Source organism: Citrobacter enshiensis, assembly GCF_029338175.1.
Classification (GTDB): Bacteria; Pseudomonadota; Gammaproteobacteria; order Enterobacterales; family Enterobacteriaceae; genus Citrobacter_D; species Citrobacter_D enshiensis.
This window is the reverse complement of sequence record NZ_CP119862.1, coordinates 4,665,781-4,684,857: the sequence shown is the minus strand read 5'-3', so window position 1 is coordinate 4,684,857 and position 19,077 is coordinate 4,665,781. Positions and strand designations below refer to the sequence as shown.

At 53.2% G+C, this 19,077-nt stretch carries 17 protein-coding genes; 12 read left to right on the top strand and 5 right to left on the bottom strand.

Annotated features, from left to right (window positions below):
• Positions 1-8: 8 nt before the first annotated feature.
• From P2W74_RS22230 to P2W74_RS22180, 11 genes are all read left to right on the top strand, one after another.
• Positions 9-1,706: a phage tail-collar fiber domain-containing protein gene (locus P2W74_RS22230; protein ID WP_276293258.1), complete on the top strand. Its 1,698-nt coding sequence runs from the start codon at positions 9-11 to the stop codon at positions 1,704-1,706.
• An 18-nt stretch (positions 1,707-1,724) separates the two neighbouring features.
• Positions 1,725-2,267, top strand: a complete 543-nt coding sequence (locus P2W74_RS22225) for a tail fiber assembly protein (protein ID WP_276293257.1) — start codon at positions 1,725-1,727, stop codon at positions 2,265-2,267.
• Positions 2,257-2,979 carry a hypothetical protein gene (locus P2W74_RS22220; protein WP_276293256.1) on the top strand — a complete coding sequence of 241 codons (723 nt, stop codon included), beginning with the start codon at positions 2,257-2,259 and terminating at the stop codon, positions 2,977-2,979. The genes P2W74_RS22225 and P2W74_RS22220 overlap by 11 nt, the downstream gene beginning before the upstream one ends.
• The gene (locus P2W74_RS22215; RefSeq protein WP_276293255.1) at positions 2,951-3,502 is read left to right on the top strand and encodes a baseplate complex protein; all 552 of its coding nucleotides are present in this window, start codon (positions 2,951-2,953) and stop codon (positions 3,500-3,502) included. The genes P2W74_RS22220 and P2W74_RS22215 overlap by 29 nt, the downstream gene beginning before the upstream one ends.
• 6 nt (positions 3,503-3,508) lie before the next feature.
• On the top strand, positions 3,509-5,233 hold the full coding sequence (locus P2W74_RS22210; protein WP_276293254.1) for a hypothetical protein: 1,725 nt from the start codon (positions 3,509-3,511) through the stop codon (positions 5,231-5,233).
• Positions 5,234-6,276: 1,043 nt separating this feature from the next.
• The gene (gene fieF, locus P2W74_RS22205; protein WP_276293253.1) at positions 6,277-7,179 is read left to right on the top strand and encodes a CDF family cation-efflux transporter FieF; all 903 of its coding nucleotides are present in this window, start codon (positions 6,277-6,279) and stop codon (positions 7,177-7,179) included.
• A gap of 185 nt (positions 7,180-7,364) precedes the next feature.
• Positions 7,365-8,327, top strand: a complete 963-nt coding sequence (gene pfkA / locus P2W74_RS22200) for a 6-phosphofructokinase (protein ID WP_276293252.1) — start codon at positions 7,365-7,367, stop codon at positions 8,325-8,327.
• A gap of 203 nt (positions 8,328-8,530) precedes the next feature.
• Positions 8,531-9,520: a sulfate/thiosulfate ABC transporter substrate-binding protein Sbp gene (gene sbp / locus P2W74_RS22195; protein ID WP_276293251.1), complete on the top strand. Its 990-nt coding sequence runs from the start codon at positions 8,531-8,533 to the stop codon at positions 9,518-9,520.
• Between the two features lie 105 nt (positions 9,521-9,625).
• Positions 9,626-10,375: a CDP-diacylglycerol diphosphatase gene (locus P2W74_RS22190; protein ID WP_276293250.1), complete on the top strand. Its 750-nt coding sequence runs from the start codon at positions 9,626-9,628 to the stop codon at positions 10,373-10,375.
• Between the two features lie 72 nt (positions 10,376-10,447).
• Positions 10,448-11,752 (top strand): SLC13 family permease, encoded by a 1,305-nt coding sequence (locus tag P2W74_RS22185; protein ID WP_276293249.1) that lies wholly within the window; start codon positions 10,448-10,450, stop codon positions 11,750-11,752.
• Between the two features lie 137 nt (positions 11,753-11,889).
• Positions 11,890-13,362, top strand: coding sequence for a DASS family sodium-coupled anion symporter (locus P2W74_RS22180; protein WP_276293248.1), 1,473 nt, complete (start codon positions 11,890-11,892; stop codon positions 13,360-13,362).
• A 45-nt stretch (positions 13,363-13,407) separates the two neighbouring features.
• Here P2W74_RS22180 and tpiA read toward each other — a convergent pair whose 3' ends face one another.
• Both tpiA and P2W74_RS22170 read right to left on the bottom strand, forming a co-directional pair.
• A complete protein-coding gene (tpiA, locus tag P2W74_RS22175) occupies positions 13,408-14,175 on the bottom strand; it encodes a triose-phosphate isomerase (protein ID WP_276293247.1) in 768 nt (255 codons plus the stop codon).
• A 109-nt stretch (positions 14,176-14,284) separates the two neighbouring features.
• On the bottom strand, positions 14,285-14,881 hold the full coding sequence (locus P2W74_RS22170) for a YiiQ family protein (RefSeq protein ID WP_276293246.1): 597 nt from the start codon (positions 14,879-14,881) through the stop codon (positions 14,285-14,287).
• Between the two features lie 100 nt (positions 14,882-14,981).
• Here P2W74_RS22170 and P2W74_RS22165 point away from each other — a divergent pair, with 100 nt between their 5' ends.
• Positions 14,982-15,404: a DUF805 domain-containing protein gene (locus tag P2W74_RS22165; protein ID WP_276293245.1), complete on the top strand. Its 423-nt coding sequence runs from the start codon at positions 14,982-14,984 to the stop codon at positions 15,402-15,404.
• 30 nt (positions 15,405-15,434) lie between these two features.
• On the opposite strand, the gene fpr is transcribed toward P2W74_RS22165, so the two are convergent.
• The 3 genes from fpr to glpK form a co-directional block, all read right to left on the bottom strand.
• Complete coding sequence (gene fpr, locus P2W74_RS22160) at positions 15,435-16,181, bottom strand: ferredoxin--NADP(+) reductase (RefSeq protein WP_276293244.1); 747 nt, start codon at positions 16,179-16,181, stop codon at positions 15,435-15,437.
• 221 nt (positions 16,182-16,402) lie between these two features.
• Complete coding sequence (gene glpX / locus P2W74_RS22155; RefSeq protein WP_203359379.1) at positions 16,403-17,413, bottom strand: class II fructose-bisphosphatase; 1,011 nt, start codon at positions 17,411-17,413, stop codon at positions 16,403-16,405.
• 139 nt (positions 17,414-17,552) lie between these two features.
• Positions 17,553-19,061, bottom strand: a complete 1,509-nt coding sequence (gene glpK / locus P2W74_RS22150; protein WP_203361346.1) for a glycerol kinase GlpK — start codon at positions 19,059-19,061, stop codon at positions 17,553-17,555.
• Positions 19,062-19,077 lie beyond the last annotated feature (16 nt).

Genomic DNA, 19,077 nt, shown 5'->3' with positions numbered 1-19,077 from the left:
AATGACCTATGTCACAGGCCGTTATTACAAAAGTATTTTCAGAATGGAAAGCCCAGCAGGCAATTAATAATCAGCCCGTCGTGCTGGATGAATTTATTTTCGCGTATATCCCGGGGCTGGATACCGATAAGCCAATTGATAATACTGAGACAATTCCCGCAGCGGATAAAATTGTCGATCGCCTGCCGGTAAGTAAAACCGGCGTTGTGAATGAAAATGCTGTCGTTTATTCCGTCACTATGGGGGCGGATGTGGGCGATTACGATTTCAACTGGATAGGGCTGGCAAATAAAGCCACCGGTACACTGGCGATGATTATTCACGCTCCGACCCAGCGCAAAATAAAAAATGCGAACGGCCAACAGGGAAACGTGCTGGTTCGTTCCATGCTGATGGAATACAGCGGAGCCAGGGAAGCAACGGAAATTACCACCCCGGCAGAGACATGGCAGATTGATTTCACTGCCCGCCTGGCGGCAATGGATGAACGCCAGCGCCGAGAAAATATCGATCTTTATGGGATAGCTGCATTTTTTGATTCGGGCTATCTGGTCGCAAAGTCCGGCAATCAATTTTTTGTCACAAAGGGGGTCGGATACGTTGCCGGGCTGCGTGCTGAATTGCCCGCAGACCTGAACATTACCGCATCTGCGAAGCTGACAAAGGTCTGGCTTGATGTCAGTTGGACCGGGACGCTGACCAGTGAATGGGTTGCACAAAGTAAAATCACGGTTGCGGAAAATGTCGCTGATTATGTCAGTAACGGCGTGCAACATTATGTTTTTGCGCTCGCCAGTATTGATGCCGCTGGCAACATCACGGACTTGCGCCCCAAAGGTACTCTGGACGAACAACAGGCCAGTGATGCGCTGAAAAAACATGAACAGTCCCGAAATCACCCGGACGCGTCAACCAGCGAAAAGGGTTTTACGCGCCTGAACAGTGCGACAGACAGCGTCAGCGAAGAACAGGCCGCAACGCCGAAAGCAGTAAAAATCGCGATGGATAATGCGAATGCGCGACTGGCAAAAGACCGCAATGGTTCTGATATCCCAAATCCGGCTTTATTTGTCCAGAATATCGGTTTAAAGACTACGGTTGACAGGGCCGCTAATGCTGTCCAAAAAAATGGCGACACGATGACGGGACCACTGGCGTTGTCTGAGTCTGGTGTAACAATTAAAACGTCAAATGGCGACAGTCCACAATATTCTATTGTGAACACGCAATCGGGTGCTGACGTCAACATAGACCTCCTGGGCGCAGAGTTTCGTATCTTTGGTAAAGGTTCCGGTGCTGGGCAAACTCGTATAGCGTCATTCAATCTCAATAACGGTGACTGGTCTGTACCAGGTTACCTGAGAGCCGGTGCTGCTGCATATACACCCGATGGAAGTGTTTATGGCACCAGATGGAGCGGATGGCTTCATGACTGGCTCAGTGCAAACTTTTCCTCACGTGACAACAACATTAATACCCGTGCAACGTGGGACTGGGTTAACCAGAACTTTGTTTCGAATGTCAGATTTGGCGCGGTTGAATCCGCACTGGTTCAGACTGTTCCGTTTGGTGGGTTTAATGATCAGGCCGGGTATGTACTGACAGGGCTGACCCAGAACGACGGGGATCGTGTTCCTGATAATGTTTACCGCCGCACATTACAGATTTTTTTCCCTTCACGGGGTTGGTTTGTCATTGGGCAATAACAAAGGGAATAACTAACCATGCAAAATATTAAAAATTTCAGCCGTGGTAATCCCGCCACCGCTGAGCAAATGGAACTTGCAAAACACAACGTATTATTTTTATTTTCTGAGGGGGGTCAGGAGTGGTACGAAAGCCAAAAGCTATTTTCAGCAGACACAATAAAATTCACTTACGACAGCGATAATATTATCCGTAGTATTAGCAAAGATGTTTCTATGCTATGGCCTGAAAATCTGAGTGTGGCAGAGGTTCCGGATACAACAGCTAATCGCCGGGCGGATATTCGCGGAGAGTGGGTATTTGATGGCAATAAATTTGCTCCCCGTACTTACACCTCGGAAGAATTACAACGGCAGGCAGATTCCAGGAAAAAAATGCTTCTTGCCGATGCAGAGACCGCTATTGCTCCGCTTTCCCGCGCCGTAAAATTGGGTATGGCAACGGATAAAGAAACATCAATGCTCACTGAATGGGAAAAATATTCCGTACTTCTGAGCAGAGTTGATACCAGTAAACCACAGGAAATTAACTGGCCGGAGATCCCGGATTATGTGGCGTGAATCAATAATTAAAATAGCCGACGATATGTCGGCTTTATCCTGTTCCATTATTCCGGCGCATCCCTGGGTTTATGGTCTGGGACAGAGCACGGATTCAGGCGGTTATCTGAGTCCGGCCAATGCGCTGGGATACCTTGCCAAAAAGCTGTTATCCGGCAACGGAAGCGGCGATGTGATCGTCATGATGGTGGCGGAAAATACCCACGATGCTTTTATGCAGGGGCTGAATAAACTGTCCACCGTATTTCCGGCACCGGTATTTACGCAGGTAAGCCGTATGGCAGCGGCGGCCGCAGAACTTAGCACGGTAAAAATGCAGTTGCCGGTTAAAGCCGATGTATTGCCCGCCAGTGCGCCTTTATCGGTCTCAACGAATCGCCTGGCGCTTAATGCCCAGCGTGTTGCCGCTGCGCAGCTGGACGCCGCAGCCGGTACCACTATCACAGAGATAAAAAATCAGGTGACGGGATTCATTCAGGAACGGGCCGCTTTGCTGACTTCGCTAAGCCAGGGGCTGGACGACCTGAAAGCCGCCAGTGCGAATATTTTTTCATTCAGTTACAGCGGGAGCTATGCCGTTGCCGCCGCTGAATTACTGAAAGGTATCCCCCAAATAACGGCAGTGCATACCGCTGCGATGATGTTTATCGGGGATTCATTATCTGATTTAGGGAAGATGTTACATGAGCCAGACCGCACTACTCGCGCTTGATGGTGAAGGTATTAACATGCAAAACATGCTGGTTTCACCTTCCATGCAGTTTCAGGAGAAGGACCAGTCGGGCCAGACATCGAGCACGGCCAATGCTGAACAGGGTATCAAGGCAAAAGAGCTGCGTGTATCAGGCCTGGTGACATTCGACGACGAAGCCGTTTTACAGCGGCTTTTCCAGCTGGCATCCGCAACCGAAGCCAGCGGATCGCTGAAAACGTACCGTGTCGCCAATGCGACGGCAACGGCTATCAACTTTCGCGAAGCCACTTTCACCGGTCAGATTGACGCCGTACCGCAGGAGGATCGTCTTGCCTGGCAGGTGAGTTTTACTTTGCGTGAAAAAGGCAGCGTCCCGGAAAAACGACAGGCCCGAAAAGGTAACGCGACGGCCAGTACCAAGCAAACAGGGTCAAAGGGTGCCGGGGGGGCGGGGGCTGCTGCCGGTGCTGATGAGCCAGCCGATAAAATGAGCTGGTTTGAAGAAAAGGTCTTAAAGCCGGTCAATGATGCGCTGGGGTAATTAACGATGAAACCGATTAAACGCCTGTACCTTTCCTCTGATCCGGTCCATCTGATTGACTGCAATATCGTGCTGGAGCTAAACGCGTGCGGTCGGGGGTTCATTACTGCGGGGACAGAGACAGATTACACCGGCAAGATGGTGCGTATCGATGCTGGTTATGATGGTCTGGTCCTGCGCTGGTTTACCGGGTACGTTGAACGGTCGCAACCTGCTGATAATGGAACCTGTCGGCTATTCGTGCGCGAGCTGGTCGGCATCTTTGACAAGTTGTGGCCGTGTTCTTTCCAGCATCCCACGCTGCGCCAGATAACTGACTGGATAAGTGAGCAAAGCGGGCTAACCGTTACCGTGCCGGTCGGTGCAGTTTATGCGGAAAAACCTATCCCTCACTTTACGCACAACGGTACGGGCTATCAGCTTCTTGCCAGCCTGGGCCGCGCATTTTCAGTGATGGATTATCTCTGGTATCAGTTGCCGGACGGGGATGTTTTCGTCGGCGCTGCGGAGCACAGTCTCTTTGCAGGCAAGCCCGTGGAGATCCCGCACGAATTTAGCCAGGCTTCGGCGGGCGGTAATTCAATGGTTGTGCCAATGATCCAGAGCCTGCGCCCCGGCGTAGACGTTAACGGCCAGCGGCTAAACCAGGTCCGGCTAAATAACGACGATATGGCGATCACCTGGCAGCCACGCAATAAAGCCACCGGCCAGCCGTTGCAGAAATCACCCATTCAGCGCCAGATTGAAAACGCATTCCCGGAGCTGGCAAGCGGCCTGCATCTTCCAAAATTTGCCAGGGTTGAAGCACCGAGCGAGGATGTTTCAGGCGGCAATATCGCCGACCCATTCCGCCCGCGTTATGCCGTGGATCTCCAGCTGCTTGATGAGGACGGTAAACCGGCTACAGATACGCCGGTTTATTCTGCCGTTCCGTTGCCTGTACCAATGGCGGGCAGCGAGTCGGGAATGTTTCAGTTTCCGCCACCTGGCACGCTGGTTGAAGTTGGGTTCACGGATGGGCGGCAGGATAAGCCCTTTGTGCGCCAGATTATGGCGGAGGGTCATAACCTGCCAGCGGTTAAACCCGGTGAACAGTTGCAGCAACAGCGCGATGGTGTATCGCAGCGCGTGACCGTTGCCGGGGACTGGGAACGCCAGACGGACCAGACAATCCGCGAAAACTCCATGACGCGCGAAGTCACTACAGACGAAGAGATCCGTAAAGTGGTTGTCCGTGAAACCACGGTCCAGGCAACGGATAAAACAACTGTTCTTGGCACGGCCACACTTCTGGCCGGAGCGGTAGTCCATATTAGCGAGGGCGATTACAGCGTCGGCACATCCGGCAACCTGACAGTAACCTGCAGCAAGGACAATTCTGTCAGTGTTGGCCGGAACGTAAAACGAGACGTTGGGGGTGATGTTACAGACGAAGTAAAAGGGAATATCACGTCGGACGTCGGCGGCGCACTGACTGAAAAAATCAGCGGCATCCGCCGAAGCGTTGCCCAGGCGCAACAGCTGATTGCCCCGGTGGTTAAGCTGGGAAGTGAAGAGATTAATGTCCTGACATTACTCACCGACACCCTGGATGTGGTGAGGGAACTGGCAGAGACAGCCGCGTCGCATACTCACCCCAATACCGGAGCCAGTGGGCAATCTGCGCAGTTCACTGCAACGGCCAATAAAACCAGTACATTGAAAAGCAAATACGGTCCCCTGATAGCCTGACAGAAAGCGGGATAACCGCACACCTCACCAGACACCACAGAACGCGCCACAGCAAGCGCAAATATTAAAGGTCGCCACCGTGCGGCCTTTCTTTCGTTCGCTCAACAGCGACCCGCTACGCCAGCGACAGCACGCAGACGGAAGCGGATCCGAGACGGAAACGGCGCTACACCGCACCCGCCTGCACTATTTGGATCATTAAAATTTTGCAAAAGAAATTTTGCGCAAAGCAACCCGCCAGCCCGTGCCACTGCTGGGCGTTTGCGGTCTGCTGGCGTTTGCACGCTGCGCAAGGGATTGCGATGTTTTGCAAAAAACGCCACAGCCCACGCGGCTAACTGATTGGATAACTTAATGTTTTTAAAAGGATCGTTTTAGTTTTTGTCACGATCAAATCAGCGTGACGTGACTGGCTGGCGGTCTGGCTGTTAATCGGTGAAGCCTTGCGGGGCGCGGGCTGGCGTTAAATTCGTATGGTCTGGGGTTTTGCAAAGTGATGCGCGGATTTAAATAAAAAGATCTGCGTGGGCTGTGCCGCGCCGCAGGTGGAGAAAAGAGGGGCGGGAAACTAAATGCCGAGTTTTCGGCGTGGGCTGTATAGAGTGTGATCGACCACAATAAACCCTTTGAGAATCCATTGTGTAACCTGTGCGGGTTGTACACCAGTAAGCCTGGCAAACGATGCCTGATTCCCGTTGTAGTATTTCTTGATGTAGTCAATCAGGGGCATGGTGCTGGTTAACTCCGTTGGTGTGGCTATTTTTAATATAGTAAAAAACTATATTAATTTCAGCAATTGAAAATAATCGCGAAAAAAATAGCCCCGTTTGATGGGGCCATTTTGTCGATGTGTGGACGATGTGTGGACATCGGATAAAACAAATCCTTTTGTTTCATTCAGTTATGATGAAAATTAAATCACCATCCCTGTCTTCCCCCCACATGATGTGGGGGTTTTTTTTGTCCTCAATTTGTCATCCGGTTATTGTCTGACTGTTTTGCGCCATCCGTTATACTACCGGCATGTCCTGGCAGGAGTGTTTATGAATCAAACCTATGGACGGCTGGTAAGCCGGGCGGCAATCGCTGCGACAGTGATGGCGTCGTTGTTACTTTTAATCAAGATTTTTGCGTGGTGGTACACCGGGTCGGTGAGTATTCTGGCTGCGCTGGTGGACTCGCTGGTGGATATCGCCGCGTCGTTAACGAATCTTCTGGTGGTGCGCTACTCGCTGCAACCGGCAGACGATGAACATACTTTCGGGCACGGCAAAGCAGAATCACTGGCGGCGCTGGCGCAAAGTATGTTTATTTCGGGTTCTGCGCTGTTTTTATTTTTGACCGGCATTCAACACCTCATCCAACCCACGCCGATGAAAGATCCGGGCGTTGGCGTCGTGGTGACGGTTATCGCACTGGTCTGCACGCTTATTTTGGTCACGTTTCAGCGCTGGGTCGTGCGCAGGACGCAAAGCCAGGCTGTGCGGGCAGATATGCTTCATTATCAGTCTGATGTTATGATGAACGGAGCGATTCTTGTTGCGCTTGGCCTCGCCTGGTATGGCTGGCATCGTGCAGATGCCTTGTTTGCGTTGGGAATCGGCATCTATATTCTATATAGCGCGTTACGAATGGGATATGAGGCGGTGCAATCGTTGTTGGATCGCGCATTACCCGACGACGAACGTCAGGAAATTATTGGTATCGTGACATCATGGCCGGGCGTCAGCGGCGCTCACGATCTTCGCACACGGCAGTCAGGGCCGACTCGCTTTATTCAGATTCATTTGGAAATGGAAGATCATCTGCCTCTCGTTCAGGCCCATTTGGTGGCTGAACAGGTAGAGCAGGCGATTTTGCGGCGTTTTCCGGGCTCTGATGTCATTATCCATCAGGACCCGTGTTCCGTCGTACCCAAGGAAGGTAAAAGGTTTGAGCTTTCGTAATTCGTTGTAAAAAAAGTGAACCAGGCCAGCATTTTGTGTATAAATTACCGCCTTTTGGCCTGACCTGAATCAATTCAGCAGGAAGTGATTGCTATACTATCTGCATATGCGTTGGATCGTGTCGATATGCAGAATCGGCTTCCGGCAACAGATTTCATTTTGCATTCCAAAGTTCAGAGGTAGTCATGATTAAGAAAATCGGTGTGTTGACAAGCGGCGGTGATGCGCCGGGCATGAACGCAGCAATCCGTGGCGTTGTGCGCGCAGCGTTGACGGAAGGGCTGGAAGTAATGGGTATTTATGACGGCTACCTGGGTCTGTATGAAGACCGTATGGCTCAGCTTGACCGTTACAGCGTGTCCGACATGATCAACCGTGGCGGTACCTTCCTCGGTTCCGCGCGTTTCCCTGAATTCCGCGATGAAAATGTGCGTGCCGTGGCTATCGAAAACCTGAAAAAACGGGGCATTGACGCGCTGGTGGTCATCGGCGGTGACGGTTCTTACATGGGTGCAAAACGTCTGACTGAAATGGGTTTCCCATGCATTGGTCTGCCAGGCACTATCGACAACGACATTAAAGGCACCGACTACACCATTGGTTACTTTACGGCGCTGGGGACGGTGGTTGAAGCGATTGACCGTCTGCGTGATACCTCCTCCTCTCACCAACGTATCTCTATCGTTGAAGTGATGGGGCGTTACTGTGGCGACCTGACCCTGGCGGCAGCGATTGCTGGCGGTTGTGAGTTTGTGGTGGTGCCGGAAGTGGAATTCAGCCGCGAAGATCTGGTCGCTGAAATCAAAGCCGGTATTGCGAAAGGCAAAAAACACGCCATCGTCGCTATCACTGAACACATGTGTGACGTTGACGAACTGGCGCATTTCATCGAGAAAGAGACCAAACGTGAAACCCGCGCAACCGTGCTGGGACACATTCAGCGTGGCGGTTCTCCGGTGCCTTATGACCGTATTCTGGCGTCCCGCATGGGGGCGTATGCCATTGAGTTGCTGCAGGAAGGTTTCGGCGGTCGTTGCGTCGGTATCCAGAACGAACAGCTGGTTCACCACGACATCATCGACGCTATCGAAAACATGAAGCGCCCATTCAAAGGTGACTGGCTGGACTGCGCGAAGAAACTGTACTGATTCCTCGCCGCGCCTGATGGCGCTATGCTTATCGGGCCTACAGATCGTACCGGTTTGTAGGCCGGATAAGACGTTATCCGTCATCCGGCAATTATCCTCTTCATATTCCCTCAAGTTATAGCAAATCTTTTTTTATTCTTTAATGTTTGAATTCCTTTCTGGCACGCTCTGATCATCACAACACAGCATAAGAGAATTGGGCGATGAACAAATGGGGCGTGGGATTAACGTTGTTGCTGGCATCCACCAGCGTTCTGGCGAAGGATATTCAATTACTTAACGTTTCGTATGATCCAACGCGTGAGTTGTACGAGCAGTACAACAAAGCGTTTAGCGCGCACTGGAAACAGCAAACGGGTGATAACGTGGTGACCCGCCAGTCTCATGGTGGTTCCGGCAAGCAAGCGACCTCCGTGATTAACGGCATTGAGGCGGATGTGGTGACCCTGGCGCTGGCCTACGATGTAGACGCCATTGCGGAACGTGGCCGCATTGATAAAAATTGGATCAAACGTCTGCCGGACAACTCTGCGCCTTATACCTCCACCATCGTCTTCCTGGTGCGTAAAGGGAATCCAAAGCAAATTCATGACTGGAACGATCTGGTAAAACCTGGCGTATCCGTCATCACGCCGAACCCGAAAAGCTCAGGCGGCGCACGCTGGAATTATCTGGCGGCGTGGGGTTACGCCCTGCACCACAACAACAACGACCAGGCGAAAGCCCAGGACTTCGTGAAGGCGCTGTTTAAGAATGTGGAAGTCCTCGATTCCGGCGCTCGTGGTTCAACCAACACCTTCGTAGAACGCGGGATTGGTGATGTCCTGATTGCCTGGGAGAACGAAGCGCTGCTGGCAACCCATGAACTCGGTAAAGACAAATTCGAGATTGTGACCCCGAGCGAGTCAATCCTGGCGGAACCGACCGTTTCGGTTGTCGATAAAGTGGCTGAGAAAAAAGGTACCACCGAGGTGGCGCAAGCCTATCTGAAGTACCTCTATTCGCCGGAAGGCCAGGAGATTGCGGCGAAAAACTACTATCGCCCGCGCAATCCTGATGTTGCGAAGAAATATGAAAGCGCCTTTCCGAAATTGAAACTCTTCACCATTGATGAGGCGTTCGGCGGGTGGACAAAAGCGCAAAAAGAGCACTTCGCAAACGGCGGAACCTTCGACCAGATCAGCAAACGCTAACCATTTCTGCGATTTTCAGGCCCGCTGGCGCTATGCCATCGGGCTTTTTTAATTGTCATCATTTTGCGTTACTCTTGCACTTCAATGAGATACAGGAAACGCACAATGAAAAAAACAGGCTATCTTTCACTGGCGATTGTCGTCATCGCCGCCGCAGCGGGTATCGGCTACTGGAAATTTGCAGGAAATCCGGATGCGCTACGGGAGAAAGTCCTGGAACAGTGCGTACCAAATCAGCGTCAGCATCACAATCCGGCGCCGTGTACAGAAGTGAATCCAGAGGCCGGTTATGTGGTGTTTAAAGACCGAAATGGCCCTCTGCAATATCTGTTAATGCCAACTTACCGCATTAACGGCACGGAAAGTCCCTTATTGACGGAACCGTTCACGCCCAACTTCTTCTGGCTGGCCTGGCAGGCGCGTAGCTTTATGAGCCAAAAGTATGGACAGGAGATCCCTGACAGCGCCGTATCATTGGCGATCAACTCACGCACCGGGCGGACGCAAAACCATTTCCACATCCATATCTCCTGTTTGCGCAAGGACGTACGAACTCAACTTGATGACAATATGGCAAAAATCGGCACTCGCTGGTTGCCGCTCGCGGGCGGATTACGCGGGCACGAGTATCTGGCCCGTCGGGTCACCGAGAACGAACTGGCGCAACGCAGTCCCTTTATGATGCTGGCGGAAGAGGTGCCAGAAGCGCGCGATCATATGGGCAGCTACGCGCTGGCGATGGTGCGCCAGAGCGATGACACCTTTGTATTGCTGGCTACACAGCGCAATCTGTTGGCGTTCAACCTGGCGTCTGCCGAGGAAATTCAGGATCATCAATGTGATATTCTGAAGTAACCCACCATATCTGGCGTTTACTCTATCAGCCTGTCCCCGTATTCTTGTTGAAAAAAACAACAGGAGACAGGCATGTCGCTCTGGTTTTCGCACCCGCTGTTTATCCCTTCACTGCTTGTCGGTATCACCATTCTGCTCTGGGCGACGTCCCTGCTGCCGGAATTTATTACGGCGTTGTTGTTTTTTACCGTCGCGATGGTGGCAAAGATTGCGCCGCCGGACGTTATCTTCGGCGGCTTTGCTTCTTCGGCATTCTGGCTGGTATTTAGCGGATTTGTGCTGGGAATTGCGATCCGTAAAACGGGGCTTGCGGACCGGGCGGCGAGGGCATTATCGGCAAGGCTAACCGACTCCTGGCCGTTGATGGTGGCGAGCGTGGTGTTACTCAGTTATGCACTGGCGTTTGTCATGCCTTCCAACATGGGGCGTATCGCATTGCTGATGCCGATTGTTGCGGCGATGGCAAAACGCGCCGGAATTGCTGAGAATTCGCGTGCCTGGTTCGGTCTGGCGCTGGCGGTGGGTTTCGGCACCTTCCAGCTTTCCGCCACGATCCTCCCTGCTAACGTACCTAACCTTGTCATGAGTGGCGCAACGGAAGGTTCGTATGGCATCCACTTGAATTATTTGCCGTATTTGTTGCTGCATACCCCCGTTCTCGGCTGGCTCAAAGGGGCGGCGCTGGTCCTCCTGATTTGCTGGCTGTTTCCGGGTAAGCCCCATGCGCCGACCGATACCTCATCTCCTGCGCCCATGAGTCGCGATGAAAAGCGGTTATCCTGGATGCTGGCGGTGGTGCTGGTGATGTGGGTTAGTGAAACCTGGCATGGTATTGGTCCGGCGTGGACCGGGCTGGCGGCGGCCGTGATTACCCTGCTGCCGCGCGTAGGTTTTATCAATGGCGAAGAGTTTTCCAGCGGAGTGAATATCCGCACGTGCATCTATGTGGCGGGTATTCTGGGACTGGCCATTACCGTTACGCATACCGGGATTGGCAGCGCGGTAGGAGAGGCGCTGTTGCAGATTATGCCGCTGGACGCAGAAAATCCTTTCACCAACTTTGTCACGCTGACCGGGATCACCACCGTTCTCAACTTTATCATGACCGCCAACGGCGTTCCGGCGTTGTATACCACGCTGGCAGAGAGTTTTTCTGATGCGACAGGGTTCCCGCTGCTTTCGGTCATTATGATTCAGGTGCTGGGCTATTCCACGCCGCTACTGCCGTATCAGGCCTCACCGATTATCGTGGCGATGGCGTTAGGGAAAGTACCGGCCAGGGCAGGGATGTTGCTGTGTCTGGCGCTGGCGCTGGTCACCTGGCTGGTGTTGCTGCCGCTGGATTATCTGTGGTTTAGCGTGCTGGGAAAATTGTAATTGCGCGGTGTCACAGACCCGATATATTTTGAACGTTAACTCCTTCTGTTTTGTGATGTAGCTGATTGTTTTATCAGCATAAATATCGGTTAATAGCCGTGAACACACTCGTTCAGAAGAAATTCAAGGATTAATTCATGGACCGGTTAACCCCCATTCGTCTTTGGCCTGCATTTCTTTCGGTTTTCATTACCCTGATGTTGTGGTTTGCTGTCCCCAACCCTTCCGGTGTGACGCCTGAAGCGTGGCATTTGCTGGCGCTGTTTATTGGTACTATCGCGGCTATTATCGGTAAAGCCCTGCCCATTGGCGCTATCGCAATCATTGCGATTATGCTGGTGGCAATGACGGGCGTTACCAACCCAGGCAAGCCCTCTGCGGCGCTTAACGATGCGCTGAGCGGCTTTTCTAACCAACTGATCTGGCTGATTGGTTTGTCGATTATGCTCTCGCAAAGTTTGTTGAAAACGGGGCTGGGGGCGCGTATTGGCTATGGATTTATCGCGTTGTTTGGTAAACGAACGCTGGGTATCGCCTGGGCATTGACGCTGGCTGAAACATTGATTGCGCCAGTGACCCCCAGTAACACCGCGCGCGGTGGCGGTATCATCCATCCGGTCATGCGCGCTATCGCTGAAAGTCTGGGGTCGCAACCGGGGAACAGCGAAAATGGGTCGACGGGTCGTTACCTGGCACTGGTGAACTACAATATTAACCCCATCAGCTCGGCGATGTTTATTACTGCGACTGCGCCTAACCCACTGATAGTGAGCTTTTTAACCAAAGGCACTGATGGGGTTTTGAACATGACCTGGGGGATGTGGGCGATAGCCGCGCTGCTCCCTGCGGTGGTGTCACTGGTGCTGATGCCGCTCGTCATCTGGTGGCTTTATCCCCCTGCCATTACCCGCACGCCTGATGCGCCGCAGTTCGCGCGACAAAAGCTGGAATCACTTGGTCCGTTGGCGCTTGCCGAGAAAATTACGCTCGCTGTTTTTGCCCTGCTGCTGTGTTTGTGGGCGGGGATCCCGGCGCTCATTATGGGGAGTGGCTGGACTGTTAACCCGACCAGCGCCGCCTTAATTGGACTCTCTATATTGCTGATCTCAGGGGTATTGAGCTGGGATGACATTCTTAAATGTCGCGGCGCCTGGGATACCGTCGTGTGGTTTGCGGCACTGGTCATGATGGCTGAATTTCTCAGCAAGCTGGGTCTGGTGAGTTGGTTAGCCGTGAGCGTGGGGAATACAATCGATCAGCTCGGCGTGCACTGGGGCGTCGCCACACTGTTGCTGGTTCTGCTCTATGTTTACTCTCACTACTTTTTTGCCAGTACCACCGCGCATATTACGGCGATGTTTGCGGCGTTCTTCGCTGCAGGATTAGCTCTGGGCGCGCCGCCGGCATTGCTGGGCTTAATGCTCGCTTTTTCCTCATCGCTGATGATGTCGTTAACGCATTATGGTACGGGCACCGCGCCGATCATCTTTGGCTCCGGATACGTCACACTTGCGGAATGGTGGAAAACGGGATTGGTGATGAGCGTGGTAAACCTGACTGTCTGGGGGATCGTCGGGGCGGTCTGGTGGCACTGGCTGGGATACTGGTAAATAAAAATGTGGCGGTAGATGACGCATCTACCGCCACAACAGCGATTACGCCTGTTTAGCCGCTTCTGCAGCTTTGACGATCACGGCGAAAGCATCAGCTTTCAGTGAAGCACCGCCAACCAGCGCGCCGTCGATGTCCGGCTGAGCGAACAGTTCTGCTGCGTTGGACGCGTTTACAGAACCGCCGTACTGGATGATAACCTGCTGTGCGATTGCCGCGTCAGCTTTAGCAATGTGGTCACGGATGAATTTGTGAACCGCCTGAGCCTGTGCCGGAGTGGCAGATTTGCCCGTACCGATCGCCCATACAGGTTCGTAAGCGATAACCACGCCTTCGAATGCGCTTGCGCCCTGAGTTTTCAGCACGGCGTCGATCTGACGTGCACATACTTCTTCTGTTTTGCCTGCTTCGTTTTCTGCTTCGGTTTCACCGATGCACAGAACCGGGGTCAGACCTTGCTCTTTCAGAACTGCGAATTTCTTAGCGATCAGTTCATCAGACTCTTTGTGATAAGTACGACGCTCTGAGTGACCGATGATGATGTACTGAGCGCCGATATCTTTCAGCATTTCAGCCGAGGTTTCACCGGTGAACGCGCCAGACAGGTTCAGGTCAACGTTCTGCGCGCCCAGCATGATGTGGCTACCGGCCGCAGCGTGTTTCGCCAGGTCGATGTACATTTCCGGCGGAGCGATAGCAACGCCACAGCCAGCAACGCCAGCCAGCTCTTTGCGCAGGTTAGCAACCAGCTCGTTTACCATGTGGCGGCTGCCGTTCAGTTTCCAGTTACCCATCACTAAAGGATGTCGCATTTCAATTCTCCACGCTTTATCAGCGAATTAAGGAATATGGCCGCCCTTCAGGGCAGCATGGTCTGTGAAACAGTATAGAGATTCGTCGCTGGAAAGGCTTTGCTTTTTGTCATTTATTCGCCCCTTCCAGGCCTTCAGATAGTGCCAGCTTAATCGGTTCAACAGCGAAGGTCAGTCCCTTTTCGCCGTTATCTGCGACAACATAGCGAATTGCGCCTTCGGTTTCAGCGTAGTAGCGCTTATTCTTGCCTGCAATAAGCAACCGCTGCAGTTTTTTCTGGCTTTGTTCCTTCGTCAGTAACGGCGCGACGCTACGAATGACCGCCGCCATGTACTCCAGCGCTTTCGTTCTTGCCGCTTTTTGCTCTGGCCCTTGAATGGGGAGCCAGGTTATCTGCATGCTTTTGATTTTTAACGTGCCGCGCTCCAGCGCCGTAGAGGCGTACAGGTTTTCGTTGATCTTGCTGGCGGCGCGCGTCAGATTGGCTTTGTCCCGACTGCTGTCGATAGCGCGAAATTCGTTCAGTGAAAGCTTAGGGTTTTGGCTGTTAAAGTTTTCGCGAAACTGGCTGATCGAGAGATCGAACGTCGGGGCGCCAGCCAGCAGATACGGCGCCGTCGTCGTCGAGGGTTCTGCTGCCTGCACCGTTGTGCTTACGGAAATCACAGAAAACAATAGTAAAAACAGCGTACATCCTGGCTTCATCAATCTTACCTTTCGTTATGGCTGCTCACGATTAAAACGATAACTGCCTGGCTTGTCAAAAGGGTAAACTGTGGGGTAGGGCAATAATAAAGGAACTTACATGACCATACAGCAGTGGTTATTCTCATTTAAAGGGCGTATCGGGCGCCGTGATTTCTGGATTTGGGTCGGCCTCTGGTTTGTCGGTATGCTGGTTCTGTTCACTCTGGCCAGTAAACAATGGCTTGAGATTAAAACGGCGGCGTTTGCTCTGGTGTGCATGCTCTGGCCGACGGCGGCGGTAATGGTAAAACGCCTGCATGACCGAGGGCGTTCAGGCCTGTGGGCGTTACTGATGATTCTGGCGTGGATGCTATTGGCGGGCAACTGGGTGATGCTGCCGGGAATGTGGCAGTGGGTCGTCGGACGTTTTGTTCCAACATTGATTCTGGTCATGATGCTGGTAGACCTGGGCGCATTTGTCGGCACCCAGGGCGAGAATAAATTTGGTAAAGATACGCAGGACGTGAAGTACAAGGCGTGATGGATTGCACTGCCGTCATCGGGCAAAAAATTACCAGTAGTGTTCGGCGGTCATATGGCCCGGTCGGCGGCGCAGGTGTTTGGTCATTTGCCGGGTCTCTTTCAGCAATTGCTGCGTGTCGCGAACCATCTGTGGATTGCCGCATAGCATGATATGACTGGTTTCTTTATCCATCGGCAGGCCAACCGCTTTTTCCAGCTCACCGCTTTCAATCAGCGCCGGTATACGCCCGGTTAGCGAGCCCGCGATCGTTTCCCGGCTGACCACCGTTTGAATACGTAATTTACCTTCGTAGCGAGCCTGCAGCTCCAGCATGAGCGGCAGATAGCTTAGGTCGGCGGCGTAACGTGCAGCATGCACCAGCACCAGATTTTTAAAACGATCGACGTCTTTACCCTGTTGAAGAATTGACAGGTAAGGGCCAATCGCCGTCCCCGTCGCCAGCATCCACAGCGTGTCGCACTCGGGAACCTCATCCAGCACAAAAAAACCGGCAGCTTCACTGACGACCTGGATTTCATCGCCGGGTTTCAGCGCCGCCAGACGTGGACTCAGTTTACCGTCGGGAACGGTGACCAGGTAAAACTCCAGATCGGGATTCTCGGGGGCGTTGACATAAGAATAGGCGCGCTGGACGCGCTCGCCGTCAATCTCCAGTCCGAGCTTGGTAAATTGACCTGCAGTGAAGGGATGAACCGGGGCGTGAACGGTCAGACTCAACAGGGCCTCAGTCCAGTACTGCACTTTAGTCACTTTGCCTGTTACCCACTCTGCCATGGTCTTCTCCTGTTCTGATCCTATAGCCCTATCTTCGTTCGTTGAGCGAAAGATTTCCAGCCCATATGGGCTGGAAGGCTCGATTGATCAAATGACATTTCATCCTTCACGCTGCCTCTTTGTTGGCAGCATTCGCGCAACCCAGTCACATCGTTATCTATGCTGCTGGGGTTTTGCTCGCTTGCCGCCGCGACGCAATGTGAAGGAATTTGTGTAATATTTTAAAGGATATGCGCCTGTACGTCCGGGTCTTTGCGATCGAGGTAGTGAATTGACTGGATGCGGCGAATGGTGCGTGACTTCCCGCGGATCAGCAGCGTTTCGGTGGTCGCGATGTTGCCTTTACGACTGATCCCTTCCAGCAGGTCGCCTTTGGTGATCCCGGTTGCGGAGAAGATGACGTTGTCGCTGCGCGCCATTTCGTCCAGACGCAACGCTTTACCCGCTTCAATGCCCATGGCCTCGCAGCGCGCCAGTTCCTGCTCGCCAATGCGACGATTGTCTTCGCTGTCGCCTTTGACGTCATGACGCGCGAGAAGGCGGCCCTGCATATCGCCATCCAGTGCGCGGATCACGGCGGCGGATACAACACCTTCCGGCGCACCGCCAATCCCGTACAGCACGTCGACTTCGCTGTCTGGCATGCAGGTAAGAATAGAGGCGGCAACGTCACCGTCAGGAATCGCAAATACGCGCACGCCCAGCTTCGCCATCTCTGCGATAACGTCATCATGGCGTGGTTTCGCCAGAATGGTGACGGTCAGATCGCGCAACGGCTTGCCCAGCGCGTTTGCGACATTACGCAGATTCTCTTCCAGCGGCAGGTTGAGATCGATAGACCCTTTTGCTCCCGGACCCACGATCAGCTTTTCCATGTACATATCCGGCGCGTTCAGGAAGCAGCCCTTGTCACCGACGGCCAGAACCGCCAGCGCGTTAGCCTGACCCATCGCCGTCATGCGGGTGCCTTCGATCGGATCGACAGCAATGTCTACCGCGTCGCCGTGTCCGGTACCGACTTTTTCGCCGATAAACAGCATTGGCGCTTCATCGATCTCGCCTTCGCCGATGACAATCGTCCCGTCAATGTTGACCTGATTGAGCATAATGCGCATGGCGTTAACGGCCGCGCCGTCAGCGGTATTTTTATCGCCGCGCCCCAACCATTTGTAGCCAGCCAGCGCAGCCGCTTCGGTCACGCGGGAAAATTCGATGGCAAGTTCTCGTCTCATAGCAAACCCGTAGCAGAAAGAAATTGCGCGAAGTGTAGCACAGGGGAGGGGATGGGATTATTGATGTGTGTGCGTGTGCAGAGTCGCCTTCACGCGAAGGTTTTACCGGATGGCGAAGCCGCCATCCGGTATTACAACATTACTCTTCGTGATCTTCCCACGCCAGGGCGCGTTTGACCGCTTTCTTCCAGCCGCTGTAACGGTAATTACGCTCGGTGGTTTCGATACCTGGGCGGAATTCACGTTCGATGACCGCTTTTTCCTGCAGCTCATCCAGATTCTGCCAGAAACCCACCGCCAGACCTGCCAGATAGGCTGCACCCAGCGCGGTAACTTCGCGCACTTCCGGGCGCTCAACGCGAGTGCCGAGAATGTCTGACTGGAACTGCATCAGGAAGTTGTTAGCGACTGCGCCGCCGTCCACGCGCAGGGCGTGCAGACGAATACCGGAGTCAGCCTGCATCGCTTCCAGCACGTCACGCGTCTGATAGGCAATGGATTCCAGGGTGGCACGGATGATGTGGTTAGAGTTCACGCCACGGGTCAGGCCAAAGATAGCGCCACGCGCATACGGGTCCCAGTAGGGGGCGCCCAGCCCGGTAAAGGCCGGTACGACATACACGCCGTTGGTATCTTTCACTTTGGTCGCAAAGTATTCGGAGTCGAACGCGTCGCTGATGAGTTTCATCTCGTCGCGCAGCCACTGAATAGACGCGCCTGCCATGAACACAGCACCTTCCAGCGCATAGTTCACTTCGCCTGTCGGGCCGCAGGCAATGGTCGTTAGCAGACCGTTTTCTGACTTAACGGCTTTCTCTCCGGTATTCATCAGCATAAAGCAGCCGGTGCCGTAGGTGTTTTTCGCCATCCCTTCTTTTACGCACAGCTGGCCGAACAGCGCGGCCTGCTGGTCACCGGCAATACCCGCGATTGGAATACGCGTGCCGCCTTTACCGCCAATGTTGGTCTGACCGTACACTTCAGAAGAGCGACGGACTTCCGGTAGCATGGCGCGCGGGATGTCCAGCGCGTCCAGCATCTTGTCATCCCAGTCCAGCGTGTGGATGTTGAACAGCATGGTACGTGAGGCGTTGGTGTAATCCGTGACGTGAACGCGTCCCTGAGTCATTTTCCAGATGAGCCAGGTATCCACGGTGCCAAACAGCAGTTCGCCGCGACGGGCGCGCTCACGTGAGCCTTCTACGTGATCGAGGATCCACTTCACTTTGGTGCCAGAGAAGTACGGGTCAATCACCAGACCGGTATTGTTGCGAACATACTCTTCCATGCCATCGCGCTTCAGGCGCTCGCAAATGTCGGCGGTACGACGACACTGCCAGACAATCGCGTTGTAGATTGGTTTACCGGTTTCCCGTTCCCAGACGATGGTGGTTTCACGCTGGTTAGTGATACCGATAGCCGCAATCTGATCGGAATTGATGTCTGCTTTCGCCAGCACTTCTACCAGCGTAGAGCTTTGGGTGGCCCAGATTTCCATTGGGTCATGTTCTACCCAGCCTGCTTTCGGATAGATTTGCTCAAATTCGCGTTGCGAAACACTGATGATATTTGCATCGTGGTCCATTACGACCGCGCGAGAACTGGTAGTGCCCTGGTCGAGCGCAACAATATATTTTTTCTCAGTCATCTTTTTTTCCCGTAGT